The 16,721-nt window shown below is 38.6% G+C and carries 11 protein-coding genes; 9 read left to right on the top strand and 2 right to left on the bottom strand.

From position 1 onward, the window contains the following. Nucleotides 1–71 precede the first annotated feature (71 nt). Together BUB03_RS18600 and BUB03_RS18605 are read left to right on the top strand one after the other, a co-directional pair. Nucleotides 72–1,088: a sensor histidine kinase gene (locus BUB03_RS18600; RefSeq protein ID WP_073066012.1), complete on the top strand. Its 1,017-nt coding sequence runs from the start codon at nt 72–74 to the stop codon at nt 1,086–1,088. Then, nucleotides 1,075–1,758 carry a LytR/AlgR family response regulator transcription factor gene (locus BUB03_RS18605; protein WP_040999330.1) on the top strand — a complete coding sequence of 228 codons (684 nt, stop codon included), beginning with the start codon at nt 1,075–1,077 and terminating at the stop codon, nt 1,756–1,758. The genes BUB03_RS18600 and BUB03_RS18605 overlap by 14 nt, the downstream gene beginning before the upstream one ends. Nucleotides 1,759–1,808: 50 nt before the next feature. Here BUB03_RS18605 and BUB03_RS18610 read toward each other — a convergent pair whose 3' ends face one another. Then, nucleotides 1,809–4,076, bottom strand: coding sequence for an aconitate hydratase (locus BUB03_RS18610; protein WP_073066015.1), 2,268 nt, complete (start codon nt 4,074–4,076; stop codon nt 1,809–1,811). Between the two features lie 313 nt (nt 4,077–4,389). After that, nucleotides 4,390–7,170, bottom strand: coding sequence for a bifunctional aconitate hydratase 2/2-methylisocitrate dehydratase (locus tag BUB03_RS18615; RefSeq protein ID WP_073066018.1), 2,781 nt, complete (start codon nt 7,168–7,170; stop codon nt 4,390–4,392). Between the two features lie 305 nt (nt 7,171–7,475). On the opposite strand from BUB03_RS18615, the gene BUB03_RS18620 reads away from it, so the two are divergent. The 7 genes from BUB03_RS18620 to BUB03_RS18650 all read left to right on the top strand — a co-directional run bounded on the left by BUB03_RS18620 (nt 7,476) and on the right by BUB03_RS18650 (nt 16,717). Next, a complete protein-coding gene (locus BUB03_RS18620; RefSeq protein WP_073066021.1) occupies nt 7,476–8,246 on the top strand; it encodes a WG repeat-containing protein in 771 nt (256 codons plus the stop codon). Between the two features lie 394 nt (nt 8,247–8,640). Then, a complete protein-coding gene (locus BUB03_RS18625) occupies nt 8,641–10,779 on the top strand; it encodes a TonB-dependent receptor (protein ID WP_073066024.1) in 2,139 nt (712 codons plus the stop codon). A gap of 271 nt (nt 10,780–11,050) precedes the next feature. Further along, on the top strand, nt 11,051–11,803 hold the full coding sequence (locus tag BUB03_RS18630; RefSeq protein WP_073066026.1) for an HU domain-containing protein: 753 nt from the start codon (nt 11,051–11,053) through the stop codon (nt 11,801–11,803). Then, nucleotides 11,791–12,342 carry an acyl-CoA thioesterase gene (locus BUB03_RS18635; RefSeq protein ID WP_040999339.1) on the top strand — a complete coding sequence of 184 codons (552 nt, stop codon included), beginning with the start codon at nt 11,791–11,793 and terminating at the stop codon, nt 12,340–12,342. The genes BUB03_RS18630 and BUB03_RS18635 overlap by 13 nt, the downstream gene beginning before the upstream one ends. A gap of 202 nt (nt 12,343–12,544) precedes the next feature. Further along, a complete protein-coding gene (locus tag BUB03_RS18640; RefSeq protein WP_073066028.1) occupies nt 12,545–13,474 on the top strand; it encodes a 2-hydroxyacid dehydrogenase in 930 nt (309 codons plus the stop codon). Between the two features lie 196 nt (nt 13,475–13,670). Beyond that, the gene (locus BUB03_RS18645; RefSeq protein WP_040999343.1) at nt 13,671–14,933 is read left to right on the top strand and encodes a serine hydrolase domain-containing protein; all 1,263 of its coding nucleotides are present in this window, start codon (nt 13,671–13,673) and stop codon (nt 14,931–14,933) included. Between the two features lie 23 nt (nt 14,934–14,956). Then, nucleotides 14,957–16,717, top strand: coding sequence for an Ig-like domain-containing domain (locus tag BUB03_RS18650; protein WP_073066029.1), 1,761 nt, complete (start codon nt 14,957–14,959; stop codon nt 16,715–16,717). The last annotated feature ends 4 nt before the right edge of the window (nt 16,718–16,721 follow it).

Genomic DNA, 16,721 nt, shown 5'->3' on the forward strand with positions numbered 1-16,721 from the left:
TTCATCGGAAAAAAAACAGGTTTCATCGGAAATGTTTAGGAATTTGAATGATTGGAGCCTTACATTTGAGCATGAAGCAAAAACAAATCTTTCTCCTGCATTTTTTTTACTGGCTGCTGATTATTTTCAACGGAGTCGTTGCGGGATTGGTATATAATACGAGAAATCTGGATATCCTGAGTGTCACCATATTTTTTGCCAATTTTCTTGGCTTTTATGTAAATTACTTCTTCATCGCTCCAAAATTTTTTGATCCCAAAAGATTTTACATGATGATTATCGGCTTTTTTATCGGGGTATTCGTATTCGTTGTCTTCCGGTACTCAATAGAAGAGATATTGCTTCCCGCACTTACTGGCCGTAGAAATTATAAGGAGGGAACTACATTCCTGTACTATTTTTATGACAATATATATTATTCCAGCTTAACGGTTTTTGTAAGTACAAATCTCTGGTTTTTTAAATATTATTCTAAAATTGAAGCGGAACGTACAAGACTTATTGAAGAAAGAAAACATGCCCAGCTTCAGGCTCTGAAAACCCAGATCAATCCACATTTTATCTTTAATTCCTTAAATAACATCTATTCTCTGGTGTATCAGAATTCAGATCAATCTTTGCCTGCCATCGAAAAGCTGAGTGAATTGCTGAGGTACAGTACCAAAGACCTCGAAAAAGACGTTATCAGCCTGGATAAGGAAATTAGCTATATTGAAAGCCTGATCGGGCTCGAAAAACTAAGGATTAAGAATCCGGAAATGCTGGTGTTTGAAAAAAAAATCTCGAATCCGAAGCTTGAAATTTCTCCTATGCTTTTGGTTCCCTTTGTAGAGAATGCCTTCAAACACGGAGATTTCAGAAATAAGGGCTTTGTATTGGAAATTTCGGACGAAAGTAGAGTGCTTCATTTTTATCTTCATAATTTTAAAAACCAGGGAATGAAAGATACAGCATCAGGAATTGGTATTGAAAATGTCAGAAAAAGACTTGAAATTTTATATCCTAAAAAACATGAGCTTAATATAAAAGACCTGGAATCCGAATTTATTGTAGATTTAAGAATAATTTTCCCCTATGAGAACGATTAAATGCATTATTGTAGATGACGAGCCTCTCGCAATCTCCCTTCTGGAAAATTATGTCAGAAAGATTCCCTTCCTGGAGCTGGTTTTTTCCACGGAAAATCCTATTCTGGCATTGGAATATATACAAAGTAATGAAGCAGACCTGATTTTTCTGGATATTCAGATGCCGGAACTTACGGGAATCAATTTTATGAAGATCGTTGGGGAAAAGAAAAAGTATATCCTGACGACAGCCTATTCGGAATATGCGCTGGAAGGTTACGAGCATAATATTATAGATTACCTTTTAAAACCTGTTTCGTTTGACCGGTTTTATAAAAGTGCGGTAAAGGCTCAGGAACGTTTTTCTTTTTCTGAAAATAATGAAGAGTCTTATTTTTTTGTGAAATCCTCTGGTGTGCAGCACCGTATTAACTTCAATGATATTCTTTACATTGAAAGCATTAAAGATTATGTGAACATCAAAACATCCGATAATGAATATATTGTACTGGACACCCTAAAATCTTTGGAAAATGAGCTTTCTGAGAGGTTTATCCGTGTTCATAAATCCTTTATTGTTAATCTGGACAAAACTAAAAATATAGGCATAAAGAAAATAGTTTTGATTTCAGAGCAGGAAATCCCGATCGGGGAAAGCTACCGGAGCAACCTTCTGAATAAGATAAAATAAAAATCGGCTTCCGAAGGAAGCCGATTTTCTATGATTAATTAATCTAACAATTAATTCTGTTGTTTTTTAATCAGGTTAAGGGCAGAACCAGCCTTAAACCAATCGATCTGCTGATCGTTGTAAGTATGGTTGGCCATGATAATGTCTTTAGTTCCGTCTGCATGTACGAATTCTAAAGTCAGTTGTTTTCCTGGAGCGAACTGGTCAAGATCTAAGAAATTAACGGTGTCATCTTCCTGGATTTTATCATAATCTGCCTCATTAGCGAAAGTGATTCCCAGCATTCCTTGTTTTTTAAGGTTGGTCTCGTGGATTCTCGCGAATGATTTTACCAATACTGCTTTTACCCCTAAATGTCTAGGTTCCATCGCTGCATGTTCTCTTGAGGAACCTTCACCGTAGTTTTGGTCACCCACAACGATAGTAGGAATTCCGGCAGCTTTGTAAGCTCTTTGTACAGCCGGTACTTCACCGTATTCGCCGGTTATCTCGTTTTTAACATGGTTGGTTTCCATATTGTAAGCATTCACGGCACCAATCAGCATGTTGTTTGAAATATTATCAAGGTGGCCTCTGTATTTCAGCCATGGTCCTGCCATAGAGATGTGGTCGGTCGTACATTTTCCGAAAGCCTTGATCAGAACCTTAGCTCCCTGAATATTTTTACCGTCCCATGCAGGGAATTCTTCCAGTAACTGAAGTCTGTCCGAAGTAGGGTTTACTTTTACTACCACTGCAGATCCGTCTTCAGAAGGAGCCTGATATCCGTTATCATCTACTGCAAAGCCTCTTGCAGGAAGTTCAGAACCTTTAGGTTCGTCCAGTTTTACCTGTTCCCCGTTTTCAGCGGTTAAAGTATCGGTAATCGGGTTAAAATCCAATCTTCCGGAGATAGCAACAGCAGCTACCATTTCAGGAGAAGCTACGAAGGCGTGTGTATTTGGGTTACCGTCAGCTCTTTTGGCAAAGTTTCTGTTGAAAGAGTGAATGATAGAGTTTTTCTCTCCTTTATCCGCTCCCTCTCTGTCCCATTGCCCGATACAAGGTCCACAGGCATTGGTAAAGATTCTTGCATTTTCAAATTTTCTGAAAGAATTTAAGAATCCGTCTCTTTCTGCTGTGAATTTTACCTGCTCGGAGCCAGGGTTGATTCCTAAAATTGCTTTTGGCTTCACTCCTTTTGCAACGGCATCTTCAACGATGGAAGCAGCTCTGGATAAATCTTCGTAAGAAGAGTTGGTACAAGAACCGATCAGTGCCCATTCTACTTCAATAGGCCATCCGTTAGCTTCAGCTTTAGCCCTGAATTCTGCTACAGGAGTAGCCAAATCCGGAGTAAAAGGTCCGTTTAAGTGAGGCGTAAGTTCAGAAAGGTTGATTTCTATTAATTGGTCGAAATATTGTTCAGGGTTGGCATATACTTCAGCATCACCTGTTAAGTGTTCTGCGATTTTATCGGCGGCGTCTACTACATCCTGTCTTCCTGTTGCAGCCAGGTATCTTCTCATGGAATCATCATATCCGAAAGTAGAAGTTGTGGCTCCGATTTCAGCACCCATGTTACAGATGGTTCCTTTACCTGTTGCCGAAAGAGATTCTGCTCCTTCTCCGAAATATTCTACGATACATCCTGTTCCTCCTTTTACGGTAAGAATTCCTGCCACTTTCAGGATAACGTCTTTTGCAGAAGTCCATCCGCTCATTTTACCGGTTAATTTTACCCCGATAAGTTTTGGCATTTTAAGTTCCCAGGCCATTCCGGCCATTACGTCTACTGCATCAGCACCACCTACACCGATGGCTACCATTCCCAGACCGCCTGCGTTTACGGTATGAGAGTCGGTACCGATCATCATACCTCCAGGGAATGCATAGTTTTCAAGCACAACCTGGTGAATGATCCCGGCTCCTGGTTTCCAGAAACCGATTCCATATTTATCACAAACGGAGCTCAGGAAGTTGAATACTTCCGAGTTTTTGTTGATACCTTCCTGTAAATCTGCTTCAGCGCCTACTCTTGCTTGGATCAGGTGATCGGCGTGAGCTGTGGACGGAACCGCTACTTTAGCTTTTCCTGCCTGCATGAACTGTAAAAGTGCCATCTGCGCAGTGGCATCCTGCATGGCTACTCTGTCCGGAGCAAAGTCTACGTAAGAGTTTCCTCTCTCATGTGCCTGTGTAGCATTTCCTTCCCACAGGTGAGTGTAAAGGATTTTTTCTGAAAGTGTAAGCGGTTTTCCCACGACTTGTCTTGCTGCTGCAATTCTTTCAGGGTAGCGCTCGTACACTTTTTTGATCATATCAATATCAAAAGTCATATCTTAATTTAATTTTTCTTCTTTTTTAAATACACTTTCCGTTATTATTCTGTCTCGAAAATATTCCTTTACACTTCATCAAATTCTGTTCCTTCGATCTGTAAAAAGGATAAGTCTGATCAATAACCAGAATATTTTGCGTCTATCAAGTTAAGAAAAAAATGGAATTTCTTTCCTCTCTTTTATTTAAAATAATTATTAACAGGTCTTAAATAGAAAGGTTCTAAACAAAAATTGAAAGATTTTAAATTCCGCAGGACTAAAATCTTTCAATTATATTTAAAACAGTCCAAGGACTTATCTTCAAACTCTGTTAATGACCAACCTGAACCAATTCTTTGATAGGAGGGGCAAATTTAGTAAGGTCAATACCTTCAACTGCAGCTTTGTATTCATCTATATTAGGAATTCTTCCGATAATTGCAGACAATACAACAACAGGAGTTGAAGCCAGTAAAGATTCTCCTTTTTTACGTTCGGAATCTTCAACAACTCTTCCCTGGAAAAGACGGGTTGAGGTAGCCAATACCGTGTCTCCTTTTGCCGCTTTTTCCTGATTACCCATACAAAGGTTACAGCCGGGACGCTCAAGGTACATCATGTTTTTGTATTCAACACGTGCTTCACCTTTAGGAGCATTGTCGTCGAATTCGAACCCTGAATATTTTTCTAAAAATTCCCAGTCTCCTTCAGCTTTTAATTCATCAATGATGTTATAGGTAGGAGCTGCTACTACAAGAGGAGCATTGAACTCAACTTTACCTTGTTGTTTTTCAATGTTTTTAAGCATCTGAGAAACAATTTTTAAATCTCCTTTGTGAACCATACAGGATCCTACAAATCCAAGATCTACTTTTTTCTCTCCTCCGTAATAAGAAAGATCTCTGATGGTATCGTGAGTATATCTCTTGGAAACATCTTCGTTGTTTACATCCGGGTCAGCAATCATAGGTTCAACGATGGCATCAAGATCAACCACTACTTCTGCATAATATTTAGCGTTTGAATCTGGAGTTAAAGCCGGTTTTTCACCAGATCTGATCTCTGTGATTCTCTTATTGGCTTTATCAATTAATCCCTGAAGAACCTGATTGTGGTTATCCATACCTTTATCAATCATGATCTGGATTCTGCTTTTGGCAATTTCTAAAGATTCAATTAAGGTATTGTCTTCAGAAATGTTGATAGAGGCTTTAGCCTTCATTTCTGCTGTCCAGTCTGTAAAGGTAAATGCCTGGTCAGCCGGAAGTGTTCCAATGTGAACCTCAATGATTCTTCCCTGGAATACGTTTTCTCCTCCGAACTGCTTAAGCATCTGGGCCTGTGTAGCATGAACAACATCACGGAAATCCATGTGCTCTTTCATATTCCCTTTGAACGTTACTTTTACAGATTCAGGGATAGGCATGGAAGCCTCACCTGTGGCCAGTGCCAGGGCAACTGTTCCGGAGTCAGCTCCAAAAGCAACCCCTTTGGACATTCTTGTGTGGGAGTCACCACCAATGATGATTGCCCATTCGTCTATCGTGATATCGTTAAGAACTTTGTGAATTACATCGGTCATAGCGTGGTATTCGCCTTTTGGATCACGGGCTGTAATCAAACCGAACTCATTCATGAATTTCATCAGTTTAGGAATGTTTGCCTGTGCTTTTTTATCCCATACTGAAGCAGTGTGGCAACCTGACTGGTACGCCCCGTCAACGATTGGTGAAATTACGGTAGCTGCCATAGATTCAAGCTCCTGTGCAGTCATCAGTCCTGTGGTATCCTGAGAACCCACAATATTTACCTGTACACGAACGTCTGAACCGGCATGTAAAACCTTGCCTGGTGTTGTTCCAACAGCATTTCTGTTGAAGATTTTTTCCACAGCTGTAAGTCCCTGACCTTCATGGGAAATTTCTTTTGAAGGGGCAAAAACGGCAGGAGTGTCAATTTCTAAAAGTTTGGCTGCAAAAGTCTGCAGTTTTTTACCAAATACAATGGCATAAGACCCGCCGGCCTTAATGAATTCCATTTTCTGAGGAGTGAATGCCTTTGAAATGTCAATCAGTTCCTGGTCGCCGTTATATAGTTTTTTTGTTTTTGTATTGATTGTCAGAACAGTTCCGGTAGCAACTGAATAGGCTTCTTCAAGAACAATGTCTCCATTTTCATTACGAAGAGGATTACCGTTTTCGTCAAGCTTCTTAACCCAGTTTTTCAGGTCAATACCGATACCTCCGGTTACGTCTACGGTAGTAAGGAAAATCGGAGAGATACCGTTGGTTCCCCCAACAATCGGAGCGATATTTACAAACGGAATATATGGGCTTGCCTGTTTTCCTGTCCAGAGAGCCACGTTGTTTACTCCTGACATTCTGGATGAACCTACACCCATTGTGCCTTTCTCTGCAATCAGCATTACACTTTTATCAGGATGCTGTGCCTGAAGTGCTCTGATTTCTTCCTGTGCCTGAGACGTGATCATACATTTGCCATGAAGCTCACGGTCTGATCTTGAGTGGGCCTGGTTACCAGGAGAAAGTAAATCTGTTGAGATATCTCCTTCGCCTGCAATGTACGTAACTACTTTAATTTCTTCCGGAACATCCGGCAGTTTAGTAAAAAACTCTGCTTTTGCATAGCTTTCAATAATATCCTTTGCAATCTCGTTACCACTGTTGAATGCTTCTTTCAAACGATTGGTATCGGCTTCGTAAAGGAAAACCTGGGTTTTAAGAACATTGGCCGCTTCTTTGGCAATAGCGATATCATTACCTAAAGCCAGATCCAGCAATACTCTGATAGAAGGACCTCCCTTCATGTGGGATAATAGTTCAAAGGCATATGCCGGTGATATTTCTTCTACTTTGGATTCACCAAGAATGATCTCTTTTAAAAATTCAGCTTTTACTCCTGCAGCGCTTGTAGTTCCGGGTAGTGTGTTGTAAATGAAAAACTTAAGAGAGTCCGATCGGTCTGCGTTTTCAGTATCTTTAATCTGCGTAATAATTTCGCTTAGTAATTCAGCACTGTCAATTGGCTTTGGATGAAGCCCCTGGTTTTTTCTTTCTTCAATCTCTTTGATGTAATCCTTATAAATACTCATAATAATAGAAATCTTTCAATTTAAAAATGTAGATTAATAAAATGTTTTGCTAGCACTGTTTCTTTATCAGCCTATTACAATACGATAATGCTATTTTCGAAAGCAATGAAGAGGAGTAAAGTTCAGTATAATCTACCCCTTTTTTTGTCAATGTGAGATAATATTCGTTAATTATCAAACAATTAAAAAGGTTCCCAAAAGTACGAAAATTTAGTATTTTATAAGATGAAATTATTTAGATTCTTTATAAATATGAATTTGATAATTTCTATTTTTGGCCGTAATTTTGCAGGCAAATGATGAATATGAAAAATGCACTGAATTTTTTGGGTCTATTTATTTCGGTTTTCGTTTTTTCACAGACGAAATCGGTGAAGAAACTACCTATAAAAAATATAACGAAAACTGTTATAAGAAAGGCGTCTCCCGAGGTTAAACCGAATCCTGATCTTGTGGTGATCCACCAGGAGCTTCCGGTGCTGATTCCTAAAAAGGAAGATGGTAAATTTGGATATGTCAATCAGAACGGAAAATTTATAATCAAGCCTGAATATCATATTGCCGTGTTTTTTTATGAAGACTGTAATCTTTTGAATTCTCCCAACGAAAAGGTAAGGAAATTCGGGACAGATGAATATGCCACAGTGGAAAAAGATATGATTTCTTACCGGATCAATAAGGCAGGGAAAAGAGTCTACCAGTTCAAAGATTCAGATCTTGGAAAATGCAAGTTGGATAATTATAAACAGCAGCTTTACCAGGCATATGTCCTGAACGGGTTTTATGGCATCATTGAAAAATCCAGATTTGTAAATGCAGCAGATTACAGGGATTATCAGATTTATCCCCAGTATCAGTATTTATATATTATGGAAGGTGATGATGTGGCCAATCCAATGATTGTAGCTTCTCACAATGACAGATTCGGTGTAATTGATGTCAATAACAAAGTGATCATTCCTTTTGAATATTCCAATATAAAAAGAAACTTTACCTGGAAGCTGGGAAGAATGTTTGAAGTAACAAAAGACGGAAAAAACTATTACTATATTGATTCCAGAAATAATACGTACTAAGGCTGTAGTGTAGGCTATAAGCAGTAAGCTGGAAACTTAATGGCGAGTTTTTTTAACTATTTTAATTACATTAAGAAAAGAGCTTTTAGATTTAATCGTTATAAAAATATTTTAACACCCCGCAACTAAATAACCCGAACTCCACATCCGAAACCCATACCCCTAAACTCAAAAACCCCGTCTCACATTTTTTTTGTAATTTTGCGGCTGAAATAAAGGGGTGCTTTAACAGGCTGAGATTATACCCAATGAACCTGGAACGGATAATGCTGTTTAGGGAAATTAAAAATGAGCAATAGGTAATGAGAAATTCTCAAAATATTACTTATTACCAATTACTGATAACTCATCATAATCTGCCCCTTTTATTCATTAAATTTTAAAGATTTATAGAATGAAAGGATTATTTTTTTTAGGGCTTACTGTAGGCGCTGCAGCCTTTATCCAGGCTCAAAACAAAGATTCCCTGAAAGTCAGGGAAATAGAAGCGGTCAATTTTACCAAAAGACTGCCTGTTGCTAAGGAAATTATCAATGTACAGAAAGATGTAGACAGCAGAAATCTGGGACAGGATCTTCCGATTCTTTTGAAAAATCAAACCTCTATTATTTCTACTTCAGATGCCGGAAACGGGGTTGGATATACCGGATTCAGGATCCGTGGAGTGGAAGGAAAGGGGATCAATGTGATGATGAACGGGGTTCCGTATAACGATTCGGAAAGCCAGGGAACTTTTTTTGTAAATGTTCCGGATCTTACAAGTTCTGCCTCCCAGATCGTCATTCAGAGAGGGGTTGGAACATCCAATAATGGGGTTTCTGCGTTTGGGGCAAGTATTAATGTAATCTCCAAAGAACCGGAGGAGAAAATGTATTTTAAGACGGATGACAGCTACGGTTCATTTAATACCTATAAATATTCAGCGGAAGCAGGTTCCGGAAAGTTCTGGAAAGACAGGCTTTCGGTGATGGGAAGATATACACGCATTCATTCCGACGGATATATTGACCGCGCTTTTTCAAAACTGGATTCTTATAATTTCACGGCATTATTTGAAGAAGGTAAAACAAGACTCCGCCTGATGGCCTTCGGAGGAAAAGAAAAAACATACCAGGCATGGAACGGCATCGACCGGCCGACCTGGGAAACCAATCCAAAGTTCAATTATTCAGGGCAATATACTGATCTGGTTACCGGTGAGGAAAAATTCTATGATAATGAGACGGATAATTATCAGCAGAACCATTACCAGCTTTTATGGGAACAGAAATTCAGTGATAAATGGAATCTGGAAACAACGCTTCACTACACCAAAGGAAAAGGATATTACGAAAACTATAAGAGAGTGGATGAAACCGATGCGGATGCTACCCATTACTCCAATTATAATCTGCCGATACCGATCGTAAACGGATCGCCTGTAGATATAACAGATTTTATCAGAAAAAAATGGTTGAATAATGATTTTTATGGGGCAGTTTCCACCCTTTACGGAAAATTGGAACAGGTTGACCTTAATTTCGGTGTCGTGGCCAACCAGTATTACGGAAGACATTTTGGAAATGTTACAGGAGTGTATTTTCCTCAGATCAACGAATATGAATACTACAGAAACCGTTCAGTAAAAACCGAACTTGCAGGTTTTGCAAAAGCTTTGTGGCGAACCGGGGATCATTTCGAATTTTTCGGGGATCTCCAGATCAGAAATATCGATTATGATACCAAGATCCTTACCGCCGGAGACGGAGAAGGCGGAAATCTGGATAAAAACTGGCTTTTCTTTAATCCAAAAGCAGGGGTAAATTATAAAATCGGAAACGGAAAAGTTTTTCTTTCGTATGCGCATGCCCACCGTGAACCGAACAGGGATGATCTGATGAGTGATAATGAGGTAAAGGCTGAAAAGCTTCACGATTTTGAAGCCGGAATAGAAAAGCAGTTCGGGATTCTTGCCGTAACTGCTAATCTATACTATATGTACTATGTCAATCAGTTGGTACTGAACGGGGAACTGAATAATGTGGGCGCATTTATCAGGACAAATTCTGGAAAAAGCTATAGAAGAGGGATTGAAATCGGAGCGCTGGCGAAACTTTCCAAGCAGTGGGAAGTAAACGGTAATGTCAGCCTAAGCCAGAACAGAAATCTTGATTTTAAGATTAAAAATAATGGAACCCTTCAAAATCTGGGTGATACCGATATTTCATTCTCTCCCAATGTCATTGCCAATGTGGGTCTGAAGTTCAACCCTTCGAAAAGCTTCCTGTTTGCTTTAACGAATCAGTATGTCGGAAAACAGTATCTGAATAATACAGGTGATAAAAATCTGCAGCTAAAAGATTATTTCCTGACGGATTTCAATGCCCAGTATCAGTTTACCATTGCCCATAATGATATCGCTTTAAAATTGCTGGTGAATAATCTCTTTAATAAAAAATATGTCAACAATGGAGCTGTTTACGGTGGAGATCCATACTATTTTTCACAGGCAGGAACTAATTTTATGTTTGGGATCAGCTGGAAAATTCAATAAATGCTAAGATGGCAAAAAAGCAAAAAGGCTAAAATGCGGAAGAGCAAATTACTAAAAGGTAGAAGAATAAAATCGCAAATTACCTTTCTTTGCTTTCTCAGCATTCTTGGCTTATTCAGTTTGGCTGTTTAGCCTTTTCGCTTTTTCGCCAAAGTTTAAATAATACTATTCCCGTTTTGATGTGGAATAATCAAAAGACTGTTCCGGCGGTCTTTTTTATATCTGATAAATGTCTCCAAAAGTCGCGAAAAAATTATAAATTTGCTGCCAAATGAATATTTCGGCTTACATTTTAGAATATCTGAAACAATTTGGAACTGTGACGGTTCCGGGCTTCGGTGTGTTTTCGCTTAAAAATTCCAAGGCAATTATCAATTCCGAGAATGGAAGTATCCTTCCGCCGGCAAGTGAAATTGTTTTTGCCGTGGATTATGAAATACAGTCTGATGATCTGGCCGCTTTTATAGCCGGAGAAAAACAGATGTCTTTAGAGGCTTCCAGAAGTGATCTGAAAATTCAGACCGATTTTTGGAAAAAGAAGCTTCAGGCGGATCAGTTTCTGGAAATTCAGAATCTCGGAACAGTTCATATTGAAGATGATAAAACCCATTTTAAAGGGAAAAGAATAGAATCAGGACATCCGGATTTCTATGGGCTTGAAGAGATCAGGCTCTCGGATATCAATAACGGTGAAAAAGTCAGTACCACAGTAAACAAGGAAAAAGATTATAAGTTTAAAAAATCTATTCTTTGGATTTTCCTGCTGGCTATTCCTGTTTTAGGAATTCTGTATCTGGCAATTACCCAAAGAGAGCTTTTATTCGGAAAGAAATCTTTTGATAATGTTTCCGTGCAGACTTCTACACACAGAATTGTAAAGGATACCATTAAAGTAATGGTTCACAGTCCCGAAGAGGCTGTTTCAGATTCCCTGAAAAAAGATTCCCTGTCAAAACCTGCTGCGAAGGGCATTAAATCCAATCCGGCAGTTCAAAACAACACTAAGACTCAATGGCAAAAGTAAAAAAAGCGTCAGAATCCCTGACCATCATGACCAATATTGTTCTTCCGAACGAAACCAACTCTTTAAGAAACCTTTTCGGAGGTGAGCTTCTGGCAAAAATGGACCGTTGTGCTTCCATTTCTGCAGCCAGACACTGCGAAAGAAGAGTGGTAACAGCATCTGTAAATCACGTTTCTTTCAATCATCCTATCCCTGAAGGTGGAGTTGTGGTCCTGGAATCTAAAGTTTCAAGAGCATTTTCTACTTCAATGGAGGTGTATGTAGATGTATGGCTGGATGATCCCATTAACCAGAAAAAAGTTCATACCAATGAAGGAATTTACACTTTCGTAGCGGTAGACGAATTCAACCGTCCTATTCCGATCCCGGATATGATCCCGGAAACAGAAGAAGAAAAACTGAGACATGCTGCTGCTTTCAGAAGAAAAGAGTTATCATTGATCCTTTCAGGAAGAATGAAACCGCTGGAATCTGTAGAGCTTAAAAAATTATTCCAGGAGCCGGAAGAAGCAAAAGAATCTAAAAAAGATAAGAAATAAATCCTTTCTTTTATAAATCCGCCTTTGCGAAGAGGCTTAAACACAAATGTTTGCACAAATTGGTGTTTCAGAAATGAAATATCTATACTCTCCAGTTTAAAAACGGGGTAAGAAGAGTAATCAATGGAACATTATGAATTTTTTTGTGTCATTTGTGAAGTAATTAGTGTCATTAGTGTTTAAAATTATTCGTGTTTAAAAAATGAAGATTCTCCTTTTAGATAAAAACCATCCTCTCATCACAGAACAGCTTCTGGCTAAAAATTTTGTCCTGGAAGAGGATTTTACGTCGTCATACGATGAAATCTGTCAAAAAATTCAAAATTATGATGGTGTCATTATCAGAAGCAGAATTCCTTTGGATAAAAACTTTCTGGAAAAAGGGAAGAACCTGAAATTCATTGCCAGAGTAGGAGCCGGAATGGAAAATATTGATATTCCTGTTGCTGAAAAGCTGGGAATTCAGCTGATCAATTCTCCTGAAGGGAATAGAGATTCAGTGGCAGAACATGTGGTGGGAATGCTGCTGATTCTTATGAACCGTCTTTTTATAGCTTCACAGGAAGTGAAAAACGGAGTTTGGCTTCGTGAAGAAAACCGGGGGGATGAACTTCTTGGGAAAACGGTTGGCCTTATAGGATATGGTAACATGGGAAAGGCCACAGCAAAAAGATTTTCAGGATTTGGCTGTAAAGTGATTTTTCATGATATTCTTCCCGGACTGGCAGATGAATATGCTTCACAGGTTAGTTTGGATGAGTTGAAGCAGTCTGCAGACATCTTAAGTTTACATATTCCACTGACTCCTGAAACGCATTATCTTATAGATGAAAATTTTATTTCAGACATGAAAAAAGACTTTTATTTTGTGAATACAGCAAGGGGAAAAAATGTTGAAACTAAATATTTAGTTGAGGCTTTAAGATCAGGAAAAGTAAAAGGTGCCTGTCTTGACGTTCTTGAATATGAAAAGTCATCCTTCGAAAATCTGGAAACAGAAAACGAGGATCTGAAATATCTCCTGGAATCTGACAAAGCAATCGTAACACCGCATATTGCCGGATGGACCCATCAGAGTAAAGAAAAACTGGCACAGGTAATCGTAGATAAAATAGTAGCTTCGTACTGTTAATTTTAGCTAAGAAAGCAAAGAAAGCTGAGAAGTAAAGTTTTTCTATTCTAATTGCATTTGCGTTCTCAGCTTTCTTTGTTTTTGCCTTTTCGCGATTTCGCCCTTCCACTTTTTATGTTAAATAATTCATAATGTAGGCTTCGGACCGAGAATTTATTTTGAGTTTTATTAAATTGCCACTCATTTTTTGATACTCATGACGACGCGTAATTTTATACTTATTGTAACTGTTTTTTTATCCCTTATTTCCTGTAAAAAAAATGCTGAAGGCAAACAAGCTTCAGCTGAAAATTCAACCAATCTTCCGAATTACGGAAATGTAGACCTGAGCAATGTCTTTACCAAGGAAGACAGCCAGCTAGGAGATAAAGGAATACTCACAGGATATATTGACCAGTATTACAAAAAGATATGGGAAGGAGGCGACCTGAGCGGTGGAATTCTTGTGGCAAAAGGAGACGAAATCCTGTACGAGAATTACAGAGGTTTTGGTAGAGAAGGAAAACAGATGCCGATTGATAAAAATACGCCGCTGCACGTAGCTTCCGTTTCGAAAACTTTGACGGCAATGGCCATGATGAAATTGGTAGAAGCAGGAAAAATTAAACTAACCGACCATCTTACTCAATATTTTCCAGGATTCCCATACCCGAATGTTACCGTACAAACCCTTTTGGATCAGAGAAGCGGTCTTCCGAAATACGAATATTTCATTGCCAAAATACAGCCGGCCCCGGCAGAACTTTCAAAGACTTTTATTACCAATCAGGATATTCTGAATATGATAATCAAATATAAACCTGATCTGGCAAGAGATACGGATACAGGATTTATGTATTGCAATACCAACTTTGCCATGTTGGCTTTACTGATCGAGAAGATCACTAAAACCCCTTTTCCACAGGCAATGCAGGAAATGGTGTTCAAACCATTAAAAATGGAACATACCTATATTTTCCAGGAAAAAGATATACCTACAGCTGCCCAGTCTTTTTATTATGGCGGAAACAGATTGTATCCTCTGGACAGGCTTGATCTTATTTATGGAGATAAAAATGTCTATACAACGCCTAGAGATCTTTATAATTTCTCAAAAGCGATGTTCTCAAAAGAATTTTTGAAACCTGATCTCATGCAGATGGTTTTCACACCCTACAGCAACGAAAAAGCCGGAATGAATAATTATGGTCTCGGTTTCAGGATGAAGATTTTTGATAATGGAGAGAAACTTACTTATCACAATGGCTGGTGGCACGGGACCAATTCAGTTTTTGCCCATCTTCTGAAGTCTAAAGTGACGATCGTGGCTATTGGAAATAAATACTCAGGTAAAGTATATACAGCCCTTGCTTTATCAGGGTTATTTGAGGATTTTCCTGTTCAGAAAGATAAACTGCACAGCGTAATGAACGACAATAAAGATACTTTGAATGCCGGACATGAAGTTTTTGGAGAATAATGTTTAATTTTGCTTAAACATCTATGAAAAGACTTCTTCTATTATTCGTCATCTGTTTTCTTGTCCATTCATGTGCAAGAGTAGGAGCACCTGTCGGTGGTCCTAAAGATACCATCGCACCAAAATTTTTAAGCTCGAATATCGATACCACAAGGGTTAACGTGAGAAGAGATATCCGTGAGCTCAGACTGGATTTTGACGAATACATTACTTTAAAAGATATCAATAAGAATCTGATCATATCTCCGCCTATCAAAAATATAAAGCGGATCCTTCCTTCCAATATTGCCAATAAGTATGTGATGATCCAGTGGGAAGATACCCTTCAGGCCAATACTACTTACAATTTCAATTTCGGGAATTCCATTGCTGACAATAATGAATCTAATATTCTGCGTTATTTCAATTTTGCATTCTCTACGGGAGATAAATTGGATGACCTTTATATAAGTGGTGAAATATCGGATGCAGTAGCTATTAAAAAGAAAGAAGGAGAAAATAAACTCGTTGTAGGTCTTTATCAGGTAAAGGATACAATCAACTACAAACAGAAGCCTTACTATATCACAAAAGTGGACGATGATGGCTATTATGAGCTTAATTATCTTACCCCCGGAAAGTACAAGATCATTGCCTTTGAGGATGAGAACGGTAACTCCATCTATGATCCGGGAAAAGAAAAAATAGGATTCCAAAAAGAGCCTGTAGATGTTGAAAAGTCTGTTTCAGGATTAAATCTAAAAGTATATCCTTCCAAAAAGCCTTTGAAGTATGTTGAAATGAAAGAAAGTCCCGGCGGGGTTATTATGACATTTGAAGGGCATCCGGAAAATGTAAAGGTAGCTTCAATCAACGAAAAGCTTCAGGATATCAAGGTAACTCACCGTCCTAAATCAGATACTGTAAAGATCTGGTTTGATCCTGTGAAAAGTGATGTAGGTCAGACTGTTACCGAGAATCTTAAATTCAGTTACGATACCGGCAGCAAGCAGGATACGGTTTCCGTTTTCTATAAATACAATAAGAAAAATGCAATGGATCTTGAAAATGACAATGGCGGGCCTCTGCTGGCTCCCAATTCTGATTTTAAGATTAGATCCGGATATGTTATCGATAAGATCAGCCCTGAAAAATGGACTTTAAAAAGCGACAGCTTAACAACTCAGGAATTTACCGCAAAGATATCAGAAACGGATCCTTACCAGATTCAGATCCATTCAGACTTTGTGGCAGGTAAAAAATACCAGCTCACTGTTCCAAAAGAAACGGTATCATCCTATTACACTAAAAATGTACAGTCAAAACGTTTTGATTTTGAGGTAGAGAAAGTGGAACAGTTCGGAAGCCTTGCTTTTAACATTCAAAATGCTCCGGAAGCCAATTACTGGATCCAGCTTCTGGATGCTTCGGATAAAGTTGTTTATTCAAGATATACCAAAGGAAACAGCATCAAATTTGATATTCTGAAACCAAACGAATATATCGTCCGGATCCTGGTAGACAACAACGGAAATAAATTCTGGGACGAGGCTGATTTTGAAAATGAAACCTTTGCCGAAGACTCCTATGTTTTCTACAAAAAAGCTATTGTACGTCCGTTATGGGAAACCAAAGAAGACTGGGACCTGAAAGATACCAGAACACTGGACAATCCTAAAGGAAATGTTCCTAAACCTGCAGAAGTTCCTGCTGCCGGGGAAGCAACAAAAGAAACAGTACAGAAGGAAGTAAACAAAGAAGTGAAGTCGGAATCCGGAAATGCAGTCCTGACTCCGGTAAAATAGAGGT

This window comes from Chryseobacterium oranimense (assembly GCF_900129755.1).
GTDB lineage: Bacteria > Bacteroidota > Bacteroidia > Flavobacteriales > Weeksellaceae > Chryseobacterium > Chryseobacterium oranimense.